This is a genomic window from Pseudomonas sp. KBW05, from assembly GCF_003852405.1.
Taxonomy (GTDB): Bacteria; Pseudomonadota; Gammaproteobacteria; order Pseudomonadales; family Pseudomonadaceae; genus Aquipseudomonas.
This window is the reverse complement of the sequence record NZ_QAJM01000023.1, coordinates 84970-100195: the sequence shown is the minus strand read 5'-3', so window position 1 is coordinate 100195 and position 15226 is coordinate 84970. Positions and strand designations below refer to the sequence as shown.

At 56.5% G+C, this 15226-nt stretch carries 22 protein-coding genes and 1 tRNA gene; 11 read left to right on the top strand and 12 right to left on the bottom strand.

Going from position 1 to position 15226, the window contains the following annotated elements; genetic code table 11:
* Positions 1-499: 499 nt before the first annotated feature.
* The 5 genes from DBR46_RS22240 to DBR46_RS22220 all read right to left on the bottom strand — a co-directional run bounded on the left by DBR46_RS22240 (position 500) and on the right by DBR46_RS22220 (position 4392).
* Positions 500-865, bottom strand: a complete 366-nt coding sequence (locus tag DBR46_RS22240; RefSeq protein WP_124527924.1) for a hypothetical protein — start codon at positions 863-865, stop codon at positions 500-502.
* On the bottom strand, positions 858-3074 hold the full coding sequence (locus DBR46_RS22235; RefSeq protein WP_124527923.1) for a VapE domain-containing protein: 2217 nt from the start codon (positions 3072-3074) through the stop codon (positions 858-860). Before DBR46_RS22235 ends, DBR46_RS22240 begins: the two co-directional genes overlap by 8 nt.
* A complete protein-coding gene (locus DBR46_RS22230; RefSeq protein ID WP_124527922.1) occupies positions 3064-3291 on the bottom strand; it encodes a TraR/DksA C4-type zinc finger protein in 228 nt (75 codons plus the stop codon). The genes DBR46_RS22235 and DBR46_RS22230 overlap by 11 nt, the downstream gene beginning before the upstream one ends.
* Positions 3284-3802, bottom strand: a complete 519-nt coding sequence (locus DBR46_RS22225; protein WP_177414110.1) for a phage regulatory CII family protein — start codon at positions 3800-3802, stop codon at positions 3284-3286. Before DBR46_RS22225 ends, DBR46_RS22230 begins: the two co-directional genes overlap by 8 nt.
* Positions 3803-4131: 329 nt before the next feature.
* Complete coding sequence (locus tag DBR46_RS22220; RefSeq protein ID WP_124527920.1) at positions 4132-4392, bottom strand: hypothetical protein; 261 nt, start codon at positions 4390-4392, stop codon at positions 4132-4134.
* A 79-nt stretch (positions 4393-4471) separates the two neighbouring features.
* On the opposite strand from DBR46_RS22220, the gene DBR46_RS22215 reads away from it, so the two are divergent.
* Positions 4472-5203, top strand: coding sequence for a LexA family transcriptional regulator (locus DBR46_RS22215; protein ID WP_124527919.1), 732 nt, complete (start codon positions 4472-4474; stop codon positions 5201-5203).
* Positions 5204-5211: 8 nt separating this feature from the next.
* Here DBR46_RS22215 and DBR46_RS22210 read toward each other — a convergent pair whose 3' ends face one another.
* On the bottom strand, positions 5212-5922 hold the full coding sequence (locus DBR46_RS22210; RefSeq protein WP_124527918.1) for an HNH endonuclease: 711 nt from the start codon (positions 5920-5922) through the stop codon (positions 5212-5214).
* Positions 5915-7285, bottom strand: coding sequence for an AAA family ATPase (locus DBR46_RS22205; RefSeq protein ID WP_124527917.1), 1371 nt, complete (start codon positions 7283-7285; stop codon positions 5915-5917). Before DBR46_RS22205 ends, DBR46_RS22210 begins: the two co-directional genes overlap by 8 nt.
* A 146-nt stretch (positions 7286-7431) precedes the next feature.
* Between DBR46_RS22205 and DBR46_RS30335 the strand changes: the two genes are divergently transcribed.
* From DBR46_RS30335 to DBR46_RS22160, 9 genes are all read left to right on the top strand, one after another.
* Positions 7432-7608, top strand: a complete 177-nt coding sequence (locus DBR46_RS30335; protein WP_177414109.1) for a hypothetical protein — start codon at positions 7432-7434, stop codon at positions 7606-7608.
* The gene (locus DBR46_RS22200; protein WP_124527916.1) at positions 7605-8174 is read left to right on the top strand and encodes a hypothetical protein; all 570 of its coding nucleotides are present in this window, start codon (positions 7605-7607) and stop codon (positions 8172-8174) included. The genes DBR46_RS30335 and DBR46_RS22200 overlap by 4 nt, the downstream gene beginning before the upstream one ends.
* A gap of 9 nt (positions 8175-8183) precedes the next feature.
* Positions 8184-8468, top strand: a complete 285-nt coding sequence (locus DBR46_RS22195) for a phage antirepressor KilAC domain-containing protein (RefSeq protein WP_124527915.1) — start codon at positions 8184-8186, stop codon at positions 8466-8468.
* Between the two features lie 155 nt (positions 8469-8623).
* Positions 8624-8950 (top strand): pyocin activator PrtN family protein, encoded by a 327-nt coding sequence (locus tag DBR46_RS22185; RefSeq protein WP_124527913.1) that lies wholly within the window; start codon positions 8624-8626, stop codon positions 8948-8950.
* 48 nt (positions 8951-8998) lie between these two features.
* Positions 8999-9397: a hypothetical protein gene (locus DBR46_RS22180; protein WP_124527912.1), complete on the top strand. Its 399-nt coding sequence runs from the start codon at positions 8999-9001 to the stop codon at positions 9395-9397.
* Entirely contained in the window at positions 9394-9615 is a 222-nt protein-coding gene (locus DBR46_RS22175; protein WP_124527911.1) for a hypothetical protein, read from the top strand. Before DBR46_RS22180 ends, DBR46_RS22175 begins: the two co-directional genes overlap by 4 nt.
* Complete coding sequence (locus tag DBR46_RS22170) at positions 9612-10154, top strand: phosphohydrolase (protein ID WP_124527910.1); 543 nt, start codon at positions 9612-9614, stop codon at positions 10152-10154. The genes DBR46_RS22175 and DBR46_RS22170 overlap by 4 nt, the downstream gene beginning before the upstream one ends.
* 218 nt (positions 10155-10372) lie before the next feature.
* Positions 10373-10648, top strand: coding sequence for a DUF4224 domain-containing protein (locus tag DBR46_RS22165; protein WP_124527992.1), 276 nt, complete (start codon positions 10373-10375; stop codon positions 10646-10648).
* Position 10649: 1 nt separating this feature from the next.
* Entirely contained in the window at positions 10650-11699 is a 1050-nt protein-coding gene (locus DBR46_RS22160) for a tyrosine-type recombinase/integrase (protein WP_124527909.1), read from the top strand.
* A 115-nt stretch (positions 11700-11814) separates the two neighbouring features.
* On the opposite strand, the gene DBR46_RS22155 is transcribed toward DBR46_RS22160, so the two are convergent.
* Positions 11815-11905, bottom strand: a tRNA-Ser gene (locus DBR46_RS22155).
* Positions 11906-12057: 152 nt separating this feature from the next.
* On the opposite strand from DBR46_RS22155, the gene DBR46_RS22150 reads away from it, so the two are divergent.
* Positions 12058-12729 (top strand): Bax inhibitor-1/YccA family protein, encoded by a 672-nt coding sequence (locus DBR46_RS22150; RefSeq protein ID WP_003174664.1) that lies wholly within the window; start codon positions 12058-12060, stop codon positions 12727-12729.
* A gap of 62 nt (positions 12730-12791) precedes the next feature.
* On the opposite strand, the gene murB is transcribed toward DBR46_RS22150, so the two are convergent.
* Genes murB through DBR46_RS22130 form a run of 4 tightly spaced genes read right to left on the bottom strand, consistent with a single transcriptional unit; the run spans position 12792 to position 15218 of the window.
* The gene (gene murB, locus DBR46_RS22145) at positions 12792-13811 is read right to left on the bottom strand and encodes a UDP-N-acetylmuramate dehydrogenase (RefSeq protein WP_124527908.1); all 1020 of its coding nucleotides are present in this window, start codon (positions 13809-13811) and stop codon (positions 12792-12794) included.
* A complete protein-coding gene (locus tag DBR46_RS22140) occupies positions 13808-14272 on the bottom strand; it encodes a low molecular weight protein-tyrosine-phosphatase (RefSeq protein WP_124527907.1) in 465 nt (154 codons plus the stop codon). Before DBR46_RS22140 ends, murB begins: the two co-directional genes overlap by 4 nt.
* A complete protein-coding gene (gene kdsB / locus DBR46_RS22135) occupies positions 14272-15036 on the bottom strand; it encodes a 3-deoxy-manno-octulosonate cytidylyltransferase (protein WP_124527906.1) in 765 nt (254 codons plus the stop codon). The genes DBR46_RS22140 and kdsB overlap by 1 nt, the downstream gene beginning before the upstream one ends.
* Positions 15033-15218, bottom strand: coding sequence for a Trm112 family protein (locus tag DBR46_RS22130; RefSeq protein WP_017736029.1), 186 nt, complete (start codon positions 15216-15218; stop codon positions 15033-15035). Before DBR46_RS22130 ends, kdsB begins: the two co-directional genes overlap by 4 nt.
* Positions 15219-15226: the final 8 nt, after the last annotated feature.

Below are 15226 nucleotides of genomic sequence, written 5' to 3'. Positions count from 1 at the left end.
GCGCAATGGCCGGGTTCAGTGTGGTGGTGTGTCCCGCTGCTTGCGGTCGCACCTATCGAAGATGGGTACTTTTTACAGGTGGATTTTACTGGCAGCAAGGGAGTTTTAATGCCATGGCGCAATATGGGTGCGACAGGGGTATGACGCAGGTACAACGGAGGGACAACGCATTCAATCGGTTATCGCTTCTGGTGCCCTGTCTGACCTGTCCCACTATTCTGGATCGAAGTGGGACAGCTACAGGCGCCTGAATACGGGGCTCTGCCCTACTGTCCTACCTTTTATTCCTTTTTCTTGTGTATAGAGAGAAAGCTAAAAGCACGCGTGCGCGCTACGGGCGCGAATACGTGCCCGCTATGCTCATGTGTGCGTGGGGCGGGTGAAGGTTGGACAGTAGGACAGGTCAACAACGGCGCGGCCTGCACCTGTCCAACTGCGCAAAAGGCGAGTCGGACAAGGCGAGACAGTAGGACAGAGGCACGCAGAGTGATGCCGAGGGTCATGCAGCTTTCCCCATCAGCATCCCCTGGATGAATACATGGGCGTCATGCAGCCGCATGTAGTACGTCCGCGAGCTGCATGCGCAGTGCAGAAGCTTCTGCGAAAGGAAGCTTTCGTGGTTGCAGTAGTGCTCCCACACGACCAGGGCGAGCCGGGGCGGAAGGTGCTTTTTGACGATCAGCTCGATGTCCGCCGATTCATCCAGCAGCACCCGACTACCCCGCGTGCGACGTATCAACTCCCCTTTGCAATCCATCAGCATGGCGATCATGTTGCCGCCACTCGGCCCGCCCACGTTTTCCGGTACGGGCGAATGCAGATCCTGCGCCCATAGTTTGAGCATCTCGTCGATTCGCTTAATCAAAGCAAGGCTCCTCAATCACCGACTGCTGCAACGCAGGCGCTCGCCCCCAGCCCGCTGGCTTTTCATAGGCCCACGGCCGCACCCCGCTTTTCGGCAACGCCGGCATACGCCGTTTGCGCCAACCCAACCGGTGCATGATCGCGCCGACACGCATCTGCTCGGGCTTACCCCAGTGCCCGAAGTCCAGCTTCAGCGCCTGGGTCAGGATCTCGTTGCCGGTGGCCGTCTCGCCGATCTGCGACTCTTCCATCCAGGCCAGGATCGGCCCTTCCCATTCATCGACGACGAAGCGCTCGTCCTGGGCCTCGGCGAACATCTTGGATTCGTCCTTGTTCACCCACCAGATGTCGCCCGCCTCGAAGCAGAACAACGCCTCGGCCCACAGCTGGTCGCGTATCTCGCGCAGTTGCTCCAGGTCGACCTTGTTGCAGAACACCGGCCAGTAGCGACGGTTGCCCGTGGCGTCCTTGAGGTATTCCTCTTGGTTGGTGGTGCCCACGAAAACACACTGGCGTGGCACGTCATTCGTTCTGCGGCCGTAGCTCTCGCGGTAAGTGTCGGTTGACGCGGAGAAGAACTGCTTGGCCTTGGTGCTTTCAGCCTTGTTAAAGCTGTCCAGCTCGCCCAGCTCGACAATCCACTTGCCGCGAATCGCCTGGAAGCTGTCCTTGTCACCGAGGGCAAACGGCGTGTCCATGAACCACTCGCCGCCGAGGACGCCCATGGCCGTGGACTTACCGGCGCCCTGCCCGCCTTCGAGGATCATCACCGAGTCGGCCTTGCAGCCTGGGCGCATCACCCGTGCGACTGCGGAGATCAGCCAGCGCTTGCCGACCTTGGCCGAGTACTCGCTGGCATTCACGCCCAGCACGTCAGTCAGCCAGGTTTCGATACGGGGCACGCGGTCCCATTCCAGCTTCTCCAGGTACTCGCGCACGGGGTGGAAGGCGTGGTCGTGGGCGACGACGCTGACCGCCTCGATCACGTGGGAGGCTTTGACTCGCAGGTTGTACTGCTGCGCGAGCCACTTCATCACGCGCATGTCGTCGATGTCGGCCCAATCGCCAGCACCGCCACCGAAGGGCGCAGACCGCAGCTTGACGATCTTGGAGCTAAACACGCTGTAACCGATGACACCGGCCCAGCGCTCGTCGTTGCCCAGGATCAGCTCGACGTTTTGCATGTGCGCGATCAGGGAGCCGTTTTCGGTGCGGGCTAGTTGATCTTTCCAACCGCCCGCTGCGGGAGGCTTGACCACCGCCAGCACCTGGCGGCGGACGGCCTCCAAACCTTCGGCAACGTGCAGGTCGTTGAAGTCGGTCCACTTGACCTCGCGCTCGCCGGAGAACACCGGGGCGACCACTTGACCGCCGACGACCAGCGCGGCGTTGGCGGCCTTCTCTTCGCCTGGGTTCCAGGCGTCACCGTTGGGGCGTTTGGTCTTCCAGTCGTCGTCCCGGCAGATGATCAGGGGGCAACCGGGGAAACGCTCGCGCATGGCCTTGGAGACCGGCAGCAGGTTGCCCGCATCGAAGGCGATGGCGACGGTGAGCGAGGTCGCCATGTGCAGGCTGGCGCCGGTGGCGTAGCCCTCACACACCAGCACCGGCTCACCGGGTTCAGGGTGCGGGCCGATCAGGTGAAAGGCGCCCTCTTTCGACATGCCGTAGGGCCAATACGCTTTGTCGCGCCCGGTGTCCTCTTGCTTCGCGGGGAAGATCACCTGCAGGCCGACGATCTGGTCGCGTACGTTGCACATGGGCACCAAAAATGCGCCGGTACGTGGCGCATAGCGGACTTTGAAGCCGACGATCTGCTTTCGATCCAGATAGGCGCTCTTGCCCTTTTCCGGCATGCGCTTGAACAGGCCGGCAGCGCGGTTGGCCGCTCGGCGTGATGCGTTGGCAGCGATCTCGGCGGCCTTGCGCTTGGCGTCTTCCTGGCGAGCGCGCATGACTTCGCGCTCTTCGGGGCTCATGCGCCCGGCCTTGACCTTGATCTTTTGGGTGTCGCCGGAGCGCCAGTCACCGAAGCTGCCGAAGATCAGAATCTCGTTTTTTTCGGTGCGGTGTTCGTGGATGACGTACCAGCCGTTTTTTTCCTTGCCCTTGTCTTGGGTGGTTTTGCAGCGGGTGAGTTTGCCGAAGATCAGGGGCTGGGCGGGTTCGAGGCCATAGTCGGCGAATTGATTGAGCACTTCATCGAGCATAACGGGATGCCCTCAGATCATCAGTGGACTGGCACTCAATGCAGAGCGTGCAACCGGGCTGTGCCAAGCGACGCCCCTCGGGAATCGGCTCTTCACATTCATCACAGAACATCAAGGAAGGCAGAACAATGTCGGACAGCAGCGCGAGACGCGCCTCGACGGCCTGATCAATCTGCTTCTGTACCAGGTCATTTGCAAAGTCGATGTCATCAGCCACGGTCCGTCCCCCGAGTTGTCTGGTTGACGTAGGTGGCGCGATTCAACATCCCCAACAACCCCTGAATGCCACGAAACACCTGCAGGCGAATCTCGGCCAGTTCCTGATCACTCACAACACCGTCGCCGATGCTCTTGGCCCAGGTGTCGGCCAGATCGGCCACCTGCCGGAAGTACCCTGCAATACCAGTGGTCAACGTCTCGGGCATGTCGCTGGTATAGGTTTCAGCCAGCTCCTGCCAGGTCGTATCGCCGACCAAGGCATGCACCGCATCGAGGATGCGCCGGTCCTTGGTCAGTTCGAGGATCTCGCCGAACTCTTGAATGTTGACCGTGTGGGAGGGATGGGTGGGAGACAACTTGTGCTGCAAGGTGGTGGCATTGCGGCCGGTGGTGGCGGCGATTGCAGCGGCACCGCCGGGATAGTCTCGTGCGGCGTGGTACAGGGCTAATTCGAGCGTCAGGACTTCCCTTTGCGCTCTATCAACACAGCTTAAAGCTACTCGGCTCATGGCATTAATCCTACTAAGTTGCCAGTGCCCCGCGACATGCAGTGGTGTTACATTTGCCGCGTGGCTTGAAAGGGCCCAAACGCCGGCCAGATCTTAGGGATCGAAACCGGCACCGTGCCGAGGCGAGCAATCCGTTGCTCACCTCTGGCGCAACAGCTGCCTAATCTGTGGTGGAAAAGGCAGCAACCCAAGACATCCGTGTCTTGGTAGCGCGATAAAGGGAGGTGGTTTGCATGTGGTGTGCCCTCCTACCTCCGTCGCGACCCGACAGCACTGTGGTGGTGTGTGCCGGGAGGAACTGGGCGGCCTTTGGGTCGCCTTTTTTCTTACTACGCAGCAGCTTTTTGTGGAGCCGAAGCGTTCAACAGCCAAGCAGCTTGGAATTTATTGCCTCTCTGCTTCGCCGCAGTGGCCAACAGCTCAGCATATTGGGTTTCACCTGTGTAATCCGTGCGCGGCAGGCATGTAGACTGACGCCATTTATTCAGCGCTTGATAGCTTCTATTACATACCTTCGCAGCGGCTCCAATGCCGCCTACGGCCTCAAACGCGAACGCAATAGCGCTCGGAAAATCTTCGGGGTCAAGCATGACGAACTCCACTTATCAACTTACGGTTGATGTTATAGATCAACTGACTATTGTGCAACGTTTGTGAGACGCTCAACCAATGGTTGATAAAAACTCTCTTCGCGCAGCTTTTAGCGAGCGCCTACACGAAGCCCTCGACGATGCCGGCGTACGTAGTCGGGGTCGGGGCGTGGATATTCATCGTCAGCTGAAAAGCGTAGGCGTGGACAAGACTACCCAGGCCATCAGCAAGTGGCTGAATGGGGAAGCGATGGCCGAGGCAGACAGCATGTCTGCGCTGTGCTGTTGGCTCAAGGTTAGGCGGGAGTGGCTAGAGTATGGAGTGCTACCGAAAAAGCAGACAGGCGAAAGCAACGTTCGCAATTTCGACGACGGTGACGGAAGCAACGTCAGTGAAATCAATCAACGCTTTGGCAAGGTTCCATTGATTTCGTGGGTTCAAGCTGGTGCCTGGTGCGAAGCGATTTCAAACTTTGAGAATTATGATAGTGAATCTTGGTTGTCATGCCCAGTCCCCATCAGTATTCACGGTTATGCATTAAAAGTCTTAGGCGACTCAATGACCAATCCAGGACCAGGCCGAAGCTATCCAACAGGCTGTATAATTTTCGTTGATCCTGAAGCTGAGACAAAAACAGGAGATCGCGTTATTGCGAGAGTACCGCGGACGAATGAAGCAACTTTTAAAATACTGGTAGAAGACGCTGGCCGACAGTTTCTTAGACCGATCAATCCGCAATATCCAATCATTGACATTACGGAGGAGACGCATATCTGCGGCAAGGTAGTCGGCTCATTCATACCCGAATAATTAAGCTTCTAATCTTGGGCATATCTCTTCATCGCAGCCACGGTCATGCCTTGCATTTTCTCTTCAAGCATTTTATTGGCAAGCATCATTATTGCCATCTGCTCCATAGGACTGGATGTATTCTGCAATTCTGTAGCAAGCATAATCAATTTCATACTAATTTCTTCATCTACACAGTCGTAATCAGCAAACTTCAGTACAAACCTAAGCAAGCCACAAATTTCAATTAGCCGCTTACCCTCTTCAGTCTTGGGTAGGTAAAGAGCAGCCTTCCTTACTACTCTGACGTGATCTGTGTAGACATGAAAATAAGGATGACAAAACAGATAGTCTTTAGCTTCTCGTGGAAATTTCACCCGCCCCTTACGCCTCAATACTTCCTTATTAGTTTTAGCTCCATTGCAATCTTTACAACTCACGCACAAGTTCTCTGGCTCGAATAGAAACTGAGGATAGCTATCCTTAGGAATTATATGTTCAGTATCCCAAGCGCCATTATGCCCGACTTCAATCCTCTGTCTGCAATAGGCACAAGTATAATCCTGAATTTTTAGGTAATAATCTTTAATTACTTTTTTAACTTTTACCAGACCAGCATCATCACCATCCCATGTCGCGCCATTTTTTTCCGACTTCGGCTTTTTATTATACGCATCTACATACGCCTTTTCATTTCCAACAAAAACAATCGGACTCAAATAAGGCGTACTATTACTCATCACCAGTATCTCCGAGTGCTTCCTCAAGAAGCTGCGTCAGCTGATAAACTGGATCCGATGGTTCTAAAACAGGCTTAAGTGCTACGAGCCGCCTGAACATTTCTTTCTTATCTTCCGCCATCTCCAAGCCTGCAGAGAGCTTGCCAATAACAGCCAATAGCTCCCGCATCAAATATTCATTTTTGTAGCCGGGAGCGCCGAAAACATGAGCCAACTGAAAATCGGCCGAGCGCCGACTATAATCACCAGCATTCATTACTAAATTATGCTGTAAGTCCAGTATAAAACAGTTAACATCCTCTAATCGCGATATGATTTGCGGAGAGTGAGTCGCAATAATAAAGTGACAAGACTTAAACTCTCTAAAAGTCGAAATCAAAAGCTTAATGTATCTTTCTTGCCACTCAGGGTGCAGACAGATCTCTGGCTCATCAATGCAAATCAAAGATCCATCTGTAATCCTGGAAGCTATACCCAACATAGCAAGCAAAACACACTGTTCACCAGAGCTGGCATCGCTAATCCTAAAACCTTTTTCAAGATTTTTTTTGTGCAACACTAGATCTCGAAGCCTTAATACTCCAGACTCCATGAGCAACGCAAAATTGCCCTCAATCGGGCAATTAGTCATTGCATTTAAAGTTCCATCCACCGAGATAGAGACTTCTATACCTCCTTTATGCAGATCTCCAACATAATTTTTAATCGCATCGAATACAGCAACTCTATAGCTATTGGGCATTTCCTCTAATCGACCGATGACCCGCTTTAAATCTGCGCCCCCTCGATTATATAGCTTCTCACGATCCCCCATAAAATCTTCTGAAAAAGCAAGTTGCGTCAACATAGAACTTGTAATACCACATATAAAACGAGCCCTAATGTTTTTGTGGTATCCTAAATAATCCAGAACATCGAGAACCGTACCAAGTCTGCCATTATCTGATGTTAGCGCCTTGATCACTCCACCGATGATTCGCGTCATAAAAGATATGCTTAAATTAGAACTATAAAGCCCTCTGAGCCCATGATAGTAATAATAGCCTTGAACATCATTTAATAGGCTCGCATCCTCTCGCGCACCTCCAATCATATTTCCAATAGGAAACCTATCGAACGGACTTGTCGAAAGAGCAATTATATTACTAGGGATTTCTTGAGATGCATTAATACTCTCCAACAAAGTTACAGGCACTCCAGCTTGCTTATAAAGATTAATACAAGTTGTAATCAAATGCCTTAAAAGACGACTTTTACCAGAACCATTTTTCCCGACAATCGTAGTAAAAATATTTCTACCGTCTACCACATTATCATTATAAAACTTTATCGTTTTCCCTTGAAACTCACATGAATGGATCAATTTTTACACCCTTTACATTCCATTGAGGTTGATTAAAGCGTACAGACGGAGGAAGCAATTTGCCATCAAACGATGGACATCATTGACAAAAATCAACTATCAGTTGATATTCGCCTCACTCTTCCACCACAGAGCGAGGCAACACCATGCACACCACAGCCACCCTGCACGTCCACCCGGCCGCTGCTAACCCCTCCCGCATCTTCGAAATCCGCCGCCTGGCACAAGACTGCGGCTGCGCCTTCATCGCGTCCAAACCCAAGCTGAAACAGCGCTCCGCACCTGCTCCGTTCGATCCGAACGGCGGAGGGCAAGCGGCATGAGCAAGTACAAACTCGACAACCGCACCCTGGCCTTGCTCAAGGCCCAGGTCAGCCTGACCGAAACCTTTAACCACCTCCTCCGCACCGAAACACAGCGCCAAGCCCTGTCCTTTCGCCTGAAAGTCGAACGCCGCATTGCCGACACGCACTTCACCGTTGAACTAGGCAGCGAACGCCACACGCTGACCCTGACCAACAGCAAGAAGATGCACCTCAAGCTTGCGGACTTCATTGAAGAGATCGTCAACGGGCCTTCCAACCCTGCCACGCCGCACGCTGATCGCCGTTACGGTGTGTTTGAAACGGAGCACAGGCAACAGGTGTTCGACCTGGTGCGAACCGGCGGCGCGCTCAGCCTCGACATGGGTTTTGAGCAACCAATCAACCTGGCGATCCACCGCAACAAATCCCGCACCGGCATCACCACCATCATGAGCATCGGCGTCAGAAAGCCGCGCTCCAAGTGCTTCACGGTGTACGGCAGCGACGTGGAGATCTACTCCATGGTCGCCGAATCCATCACCCACCTGGCTGCCGTGGCGACTCCTGCCGCGCATGCAGCCTAGGAGATCGCGATGGAACGCAGCCTTGAAAAAGCCGCCAAGTACTTCGGCCTGACACGCCCAAAGCTGATTGCACTAATGCGCGAAAAAGGTCTGCTGAACGACCGCAACCTACCGACCTTCCCTGTGCGGGATCGCGAGTACCTGCGCGTTAAGGACAGCAACTGGTTCCACGAGACCGCCGGCATGCAGTACAGCCAGTCGACCAAGGTCCGACAAGCCGGCATCCGCTGGCTCGCCGACCAACTGGGACTCGAACTTCCAGCCATCCCGGCAGACAACCGTGACGTGGCCTAGGGAATACGCCCGCCAGATCGTCGCCATGAGCACACGCGAGGAGCGCAACGCTGCGCTCCTCGAAGTGCCGGAACATCTGCGGGAGCTGACCAAACGCCATTGCCTGAACGCCTGGAACCACCCCTCAAGACTCAAACGCAGGGAGGCCGCAGCCCATGAGCAACACCAGCCAGACACCGCTACGACTGCAACCCGCGCCGGATAGCGCCACCGTCGAGATGCTGCATCAACTTTTCGGCGACGTGCTTATCCCCCTGGAAAAGCTGCGCGTGCATTACTTCAAGAACCTCAACGAAAAGACCTTCACCGAGGCGATCAACAGCGGCCGTATTCAACTGCCGGTGACCACCTTGGACCACAGCGTCAAGGCGATCCGGTATGCCCACATCAAACACGTCGCAGCACTGATCGACATCCGCGCTTACCGAGCAGACGAAGACATGCCGCGGCCACAAAACGATTCAACCGAGCAGGACCAGTAACCCCAACGGCTGCCACCACCAGCCACGAAACTACTAGGAGCACACCACATGACTGCAATTCAAATTTGCGCACTAATTAGCCTCATTACCGCCGCCGCAATCCTCTATTGGACCGGCTACCGAGGCGGCCTCACTGACGGTAAAAATGACGGTTACGAAGACGGCCATTCTGATGGTTTCACCATGGGGCAGGACGATGCCTCAGCCGCGTACGCACGCTCTATCGAAAAGGTGTCGACGCGTTGCCAGCGTCTTGAACAAATATTGCACCGAGAACCACAAGACCGCCTCGACCTTCTCGCCATAGCAGAAAAGCTCAAGCTAGCCGCTGATACCTTCCGAGCGGTTAAAGCAGAAAGCCAGGCATCACAGGCCCTTGCCTTGCGTGACAAAGCCTTGAACATGGCAACAGGGCTGGACTCCTTCTTTCAGGAGGACGCTGCATGAGCCAGGCCATCCAAATGCTTCGCCTGACACCTCAGGCCGCCGGCACACTGCAACAGCAGCACACCAAGGCAACCCAGGAGCTGCGCGAACTGACCCGCTACAACAAGGAACTCGACCACCAGTTGAAAGCGCTGATCGGCCACGACGCCCTGCGTCAGCTCTACAAGGCCACCGCCAACGCCCTGCTACTGGCCGATCTGGTGAGGGAAGCCGCATGAACTGGATCCTCACCTCCACCGGCAAGCGCTTCGACCTGTTCGAGCCCGACGCCGACATGATCGACCCACGGGACATCTCGCACTCGCTGGCCCACCTGTGCCGCTTCAACGGCCACACCCGCGAGTTCTACAGCGTGGCCCAGCACAGCTGCATCGTCGCCGAGCTGGTGCCGGAAGAGTACAAGCTCGCGGCCTTGCTCCACGATGCCGCCGAGGCGTACGTGGGCGACATGACACGGCCACTCAAGCAGTGGCTTAGCGCCTACCAGCACTTCGAGGACTGCATCTGGTGGCGTATTTGCGAGCGTTTCGACATCGCTCCAGAACTCCCCGCCTGCATCTACAAGGCCGACCTGATTGCACTGGCGACCGAACGCCGCGACCTCATGCCAACAGATCCGGCTATCTGGGATTGCTTGGTCGGCATCGAACCCATGGCCGAAACCATCCGTTCATGGCCTGCCGCAGAAGCCCGACTCACCTACCACCAGCGCCTGATGGACCAGCTCGCTATCGAACACCGGAGGAAAGCGGCATGAAGAACCACCAGGACAACACCAACGCCCTGCCCGCTTTGCTCCGCATAGCCAATGGTGGCGACACGCTAGAAACAAACAGTCTCTGCTGCGCAGCAGCAGGCATTACTGCTCCTTCCAGCGCCACTGCCGAGGCACGTGTACCCCACGAAAAGCTGCGCGGGGCAGCGCTCGCTGATGCAACGCTAAACGCTCAGGAACGCCCGCTCGCGCAGCCTGCCTTGGGGTATACGCACCATTCACTCACCAGAACTTTAGAAACTGAAATTTTCTCGGACGAAGAACTGGCCGACCTGACTGGATACAAGCAGCGTGCCCATCAACGGAGATGGCTCAACGACCGCAATTGGGTATTCGTTGAGAGCCGTGGTGGCCGCCCATTGGTCGGGCGAATGTACGCTCGTATGAAGCTTGGCATGACCAGTCCAACGTTCGCAGAACAGAGCACACCGCCGGCGAGACCAGCTTGGACACCTGACTTCTCCAGGGTGAACTGAGATGCGACCTCGAAACACTGAGAACAGGGACTTACCGCCGGGAATGGTGCGGAGAAAACGCCCTCGTAAGAACGGTAAAGTTTGGGTGGGTTATTACTACAGAGACTCAACGGGAAAGGAGATCCCGCTTGGGGGAGATTTGAGCAAAGCCCGATTGAAGTGGGCAGAGCTTGAGTCCAAAGAAAAGCCAGCCGATCTGACGATGATGAAGGGGATCTTTGATCGATACGCCCGCGACGTCATTCCGAAAAAAGGCGAGCGTACCCAGAAGGACAACCTAGCCGAGCTCAAACAATTGCGGCCCATGTTCGACGGGGCGCCCATCGACTCAATCACACCAGCCAGTATCGCCGGATACCGCGACGCCCGTACCGCCAAAGTACGGGCGAATCGGGAGATCGCCCTACTCTCCCACGTGTTCAACATGGCGCGGGAATGGGGCCTGACCGAGCGGGAGAATCCGTGCCAGGGCATCCGCAAGAACAAGGAAACACCACGTGATTACTACGCCAACGCCGCGGTTTGGGATGCGGTCTACGGGATGGCTGAGCCGGAACTCAAGGAAGCCATGGACCTGGGCTACCTGACAGGCCAGCGGCCAGCAGACGTGATCGCCATGCGCAGGGACGACGTTGAGGGCGACTACTTCTTGGTCACGCAAGGCAAAACGGGGCTGAAGCTAAGGATCCTGATGTGCACAGAGGAGGGAGAAAACAGCTTGGGTAGGCTGATTCGGGAAATTACGGAGAGGAATGCCGGTCACCTCTCGAAGTACTTGCTGATAAACAGGCACGGAAAGCGGATGACGAAGGGAATGCTGCGCTTGCGCTGGGACAAGGCGCGGGAAAAAGCTTGCGCCAAAGCAGTCGAAGAGGGCGATCCCCTCCTCGCCGCGAAGATTGGCGGTTTTCAGTTTCGCGACATCCGACCTAAAGCAGCATCGGAAATCATCGATATTGGCGACGCAAGCCTGCTACTTGGACACAGCAAGCAGGAGATCACGAAGCGGGTTTACAGGAGGATCGGCGCCACTGCTAAACCATCAAAATAGGCAAAGTTTCGGAACGCCTACCCGAAAGTTTCGGAACGCCTCTGAAAAACCGCCGCGTTCCACCCAAACCCCAAAAACACAAAAGCCCCACATTGCGGGGCTTTTGTTTGAATCTTGGCGGGAAACCAGGGATTCGAACCCTGGGAACGCTATTAACGTTCGCCGGTTTTCAAGACCGGTGCATTCAACCACTCTGCCAATTTCCCTTTTGCATCACAGGATTAGAGTAGACCATCCTGTCTCAGCGGGCGCCATAATACCCGAATGAAACACACTGTCAAACTCTCGGCATCGCTTGTTACAGAGCGTCTGTTATGATCTTTGCGACTGAACGTTTCAAAACTGAAGGAGTGTCGCCATGCGCGAACAGAATTACGCAGTGAATGGCAACGCGCAGGCTGAGCAGCTTGAAGTCAGCCGCGTGTTGCGCAACACATACGGCTTGCTCGCCCTTACCCTCGCATTCAGCGGCGTGATGGCGTTCGTGGCGCAGCAGATGCGCGTTGGCTATCCGAATATCTTTGTCGTGTTGATCGGCTTCTACGGTCTGTTCTTCCTGACCAACAAGCTGCGTGACTCGGCCTGGGGCCTGGTGTCGGCGTTTGCCTTGACCGGTTTCATGGGCTTTATCCTCGGCCCGATCCTTAACCGTTACCTCGGCATGGCCGGCGGCGCGGAAGTGGTCAGCTCGGCATTTGCCATGACGGCGCTGGTGTTTGGCGGCCTGTCGGCCTACGTGCTGATTACCCGTAAGGACATGAGCTTCCTCGGCGGCTTCATCACCGCGGGTTTCTTCGTGTTGCTGGCGGCCGTGGTTGCAGGCATGTTCTTCCAGATCAGCGGCCTGCAACTGGCGATCAGCGCGGGTTTTGTGCTGTTCTCCTCGGTGTGCATCCTGTTCCAGACCAGCGCCATCATCCACGGCGGTGAGCGTAACTACATCATGGCGACCGTCAGCCTGTATGTGTCGATCTACAACCTGTTTATCAGCCTGTTGCAGATCTTCGGCATCATGAGCCGCGACGACTGATCCAAGTAACGCAAAAAAAAGCCCCGTATCGAAAGATACGGGGCTTTTTTGTTTTCAAGGGGTCAGTACTGGTTGGGTTCCATTTCCAGTTCGACCTTGAAACGCTCAGCAATGTCTCGCTGGATACGCAGCGCCAGGTTCGCAATATCGTGCCCCGTGGCAGCACCGTAGTTGACCAGTACCAGCGCTTGCAGCGCGTGTACGCCGGCATCACCGTCCCTGAAGCCCTTCCAGCCGGCCTTGTCGATCAGCCAACCGGCAGCGAGTTTCATCTGGCCATCGGCCTGCGGGTAAGCCACCAGGTCGGGGTATCGCGCCTGCAATTCGGTCGCGAGCACCTGGGAGACCAACGGGTTCTTGAAGAAGCTGCCAGCATTCCCCAGCTCTGCCGGATCTGGCAGTTTTTCGCGGCGGATGCTGCAAATGGCGCGGCTCACATCGCTCGGCGTCGCCTCAGAGATGCCCTGCCCGGCCAGACGCTGCTGCACCGGGCCGTAATCAAGCTTGAGATGGCTGGTGCGGCTCAAGGCAAAACGCACACGCAGGATCAACCAGCGCCCGGTTTCGTGCTTGAACAGGCTGTCGCGATAGGCGAAGTTGCATTCTTCCAGGCTGAAATCCCGCAGTTCGCCGGTATGGCGATCCAGGGCGGTCAGGCCGGCGAATACGTCCTTGATCTCGACGCCATAGGCGCCGATGTTTTGCATCGGTGCCGCGCCAACGGTACCTGGGATGAGGCTGAGGTTTTCCAACCCACAAAAACCTTGCTCCAGGGTCCACAGCACAAACGGGTGCCAGGCTTCGCCTGCTTCCGCTTCGACCACCACAGACTTGCCGTCATCGTGCAGCACCCGGATACCCTGGGTGGCCATACGCAGCACCAGCGCCGGAACATCCTGAGTCAGCAACAAATTGCTGCCACCACCGATCACCAGCAGCGGCAGCGCTTGCGTAACCGCGTAGGCCAAGGCCTCACGGACGTCCGCGTCGCTGTGGGCTTCGGCAAACAGTTGGGCACGCACGTCGATGCCAAAGCTGTTGAAGGGCTTGAGGGATACCTGCGAGAGCACTTGCAAGGTCATAGCCGCCCCTTGATTTCGATCACCAATAAATCACAGGCGTGTTCGATCAGGTCCAGGACCCGTTCGAAGCCCTGTTCGCCTTCGTAGTAAGGGTCTGGCACCTCGTCAACCTCAGCGTCATAGCGGCGCAGGAACAAGTCCAACTGTGCCTTGCCCTGCCCCGGCTGCAGCGCCTTCAGGTTGCGCAGGTTGCTGTGGTCCATGGCCAGGATCAGGTCGTAGCGCGCGAAGTCGGCACGGCTGACCTGTTGCGCACGCTGCGCCGACAAGTCGTAACCGCGCGCCAACGCCGCGCGCTGGCTGCGCTGGTCCGGTGGGTTGCCGACATGCCAGTCACCCGTACCGGCGGACGCGACCTCGACCTGCCCAGCCAGCCCCGCGTCGCGCAATTTGTGGCGCAACACACCTTCGGCCGTTGGCGAGCGGCAGATGTTGCCCAGGCAGACAAACAGGACTTCCATCACGCCCCCAGCAGGCGACGGACGCGCTCAAGGTCTTCCGGCGTGTCCACACCCGCAGGCGGCGCTTCCAGGGCGTCACCCACGTGGATACGTACGCCATGCCACAAGGCACGCAGTTGTTCCAGGGATTCGGTGTTTTCCAGCCAGCACGGGCCCCAGCTGACGAAGTCATGCAGGAAGCCGGCACGGTAGGCATAGATGCCGATGTGACGACGGTACGGCACGCCCTCTGGCAATACGTCAGGGTGCTTGGCGAAGGCGTCGCGCGCCCAAGGCAGGGTCGAGCGGCTGAACGTCAGCGCCAGGCCATTGATGTCGCTGACCACTTTCACCACGTTCGGGTTGAACAGGGTGTCGATGTCTTCGATCGGCTCGGCCAGCGTCGCCATGCGCGCTTCGCCGTGGGCCGCGAGGTTGGCGGCCACTTGGTCGATGACGCTTGGCGGGATCAGCGGCTCATCGCCTTGCACGTTCACCACAATGGCGTCGTCAGCCAGGCCCAGTTGCGTGGCCACTTCGGCCAGGCGATCGGTACCGGAGTTGTGGTCTTCGCGGGTCAGCACCGCTTCGGCGCCAAAGCCCTGGCAGGCGGCGATGATGCGTGGGTCATCAGTGGCGACTACAACCCGTTCAGCGCTGCTTTTGCAGGCCTGTTCCCACACCAGCTGGATCATCGGCTTTTTGCCGATCAATTGCAGCGGCTTGCCCGGCAGGCGCGTCGAGGCAAAGCGCGAAGGAATGACAACGGTAAAGGCGGTGGTCATTTATCCAGGCGCTCATCGGAAGTCAGAGTGCGGGCTTCGCTTTCCAGCATAACCGGGATGCCATCACGGATCGGATAGGCCAGGCCGGCGCCTTTGCTGATCAGCTCGGTTTTGTCGGCGCTGAGCTTGAGCGGGCCTTTGCAGATCGGGCAAGCGAGGATGTCGAGCAATTTGGTGTCCATGAGTGTTT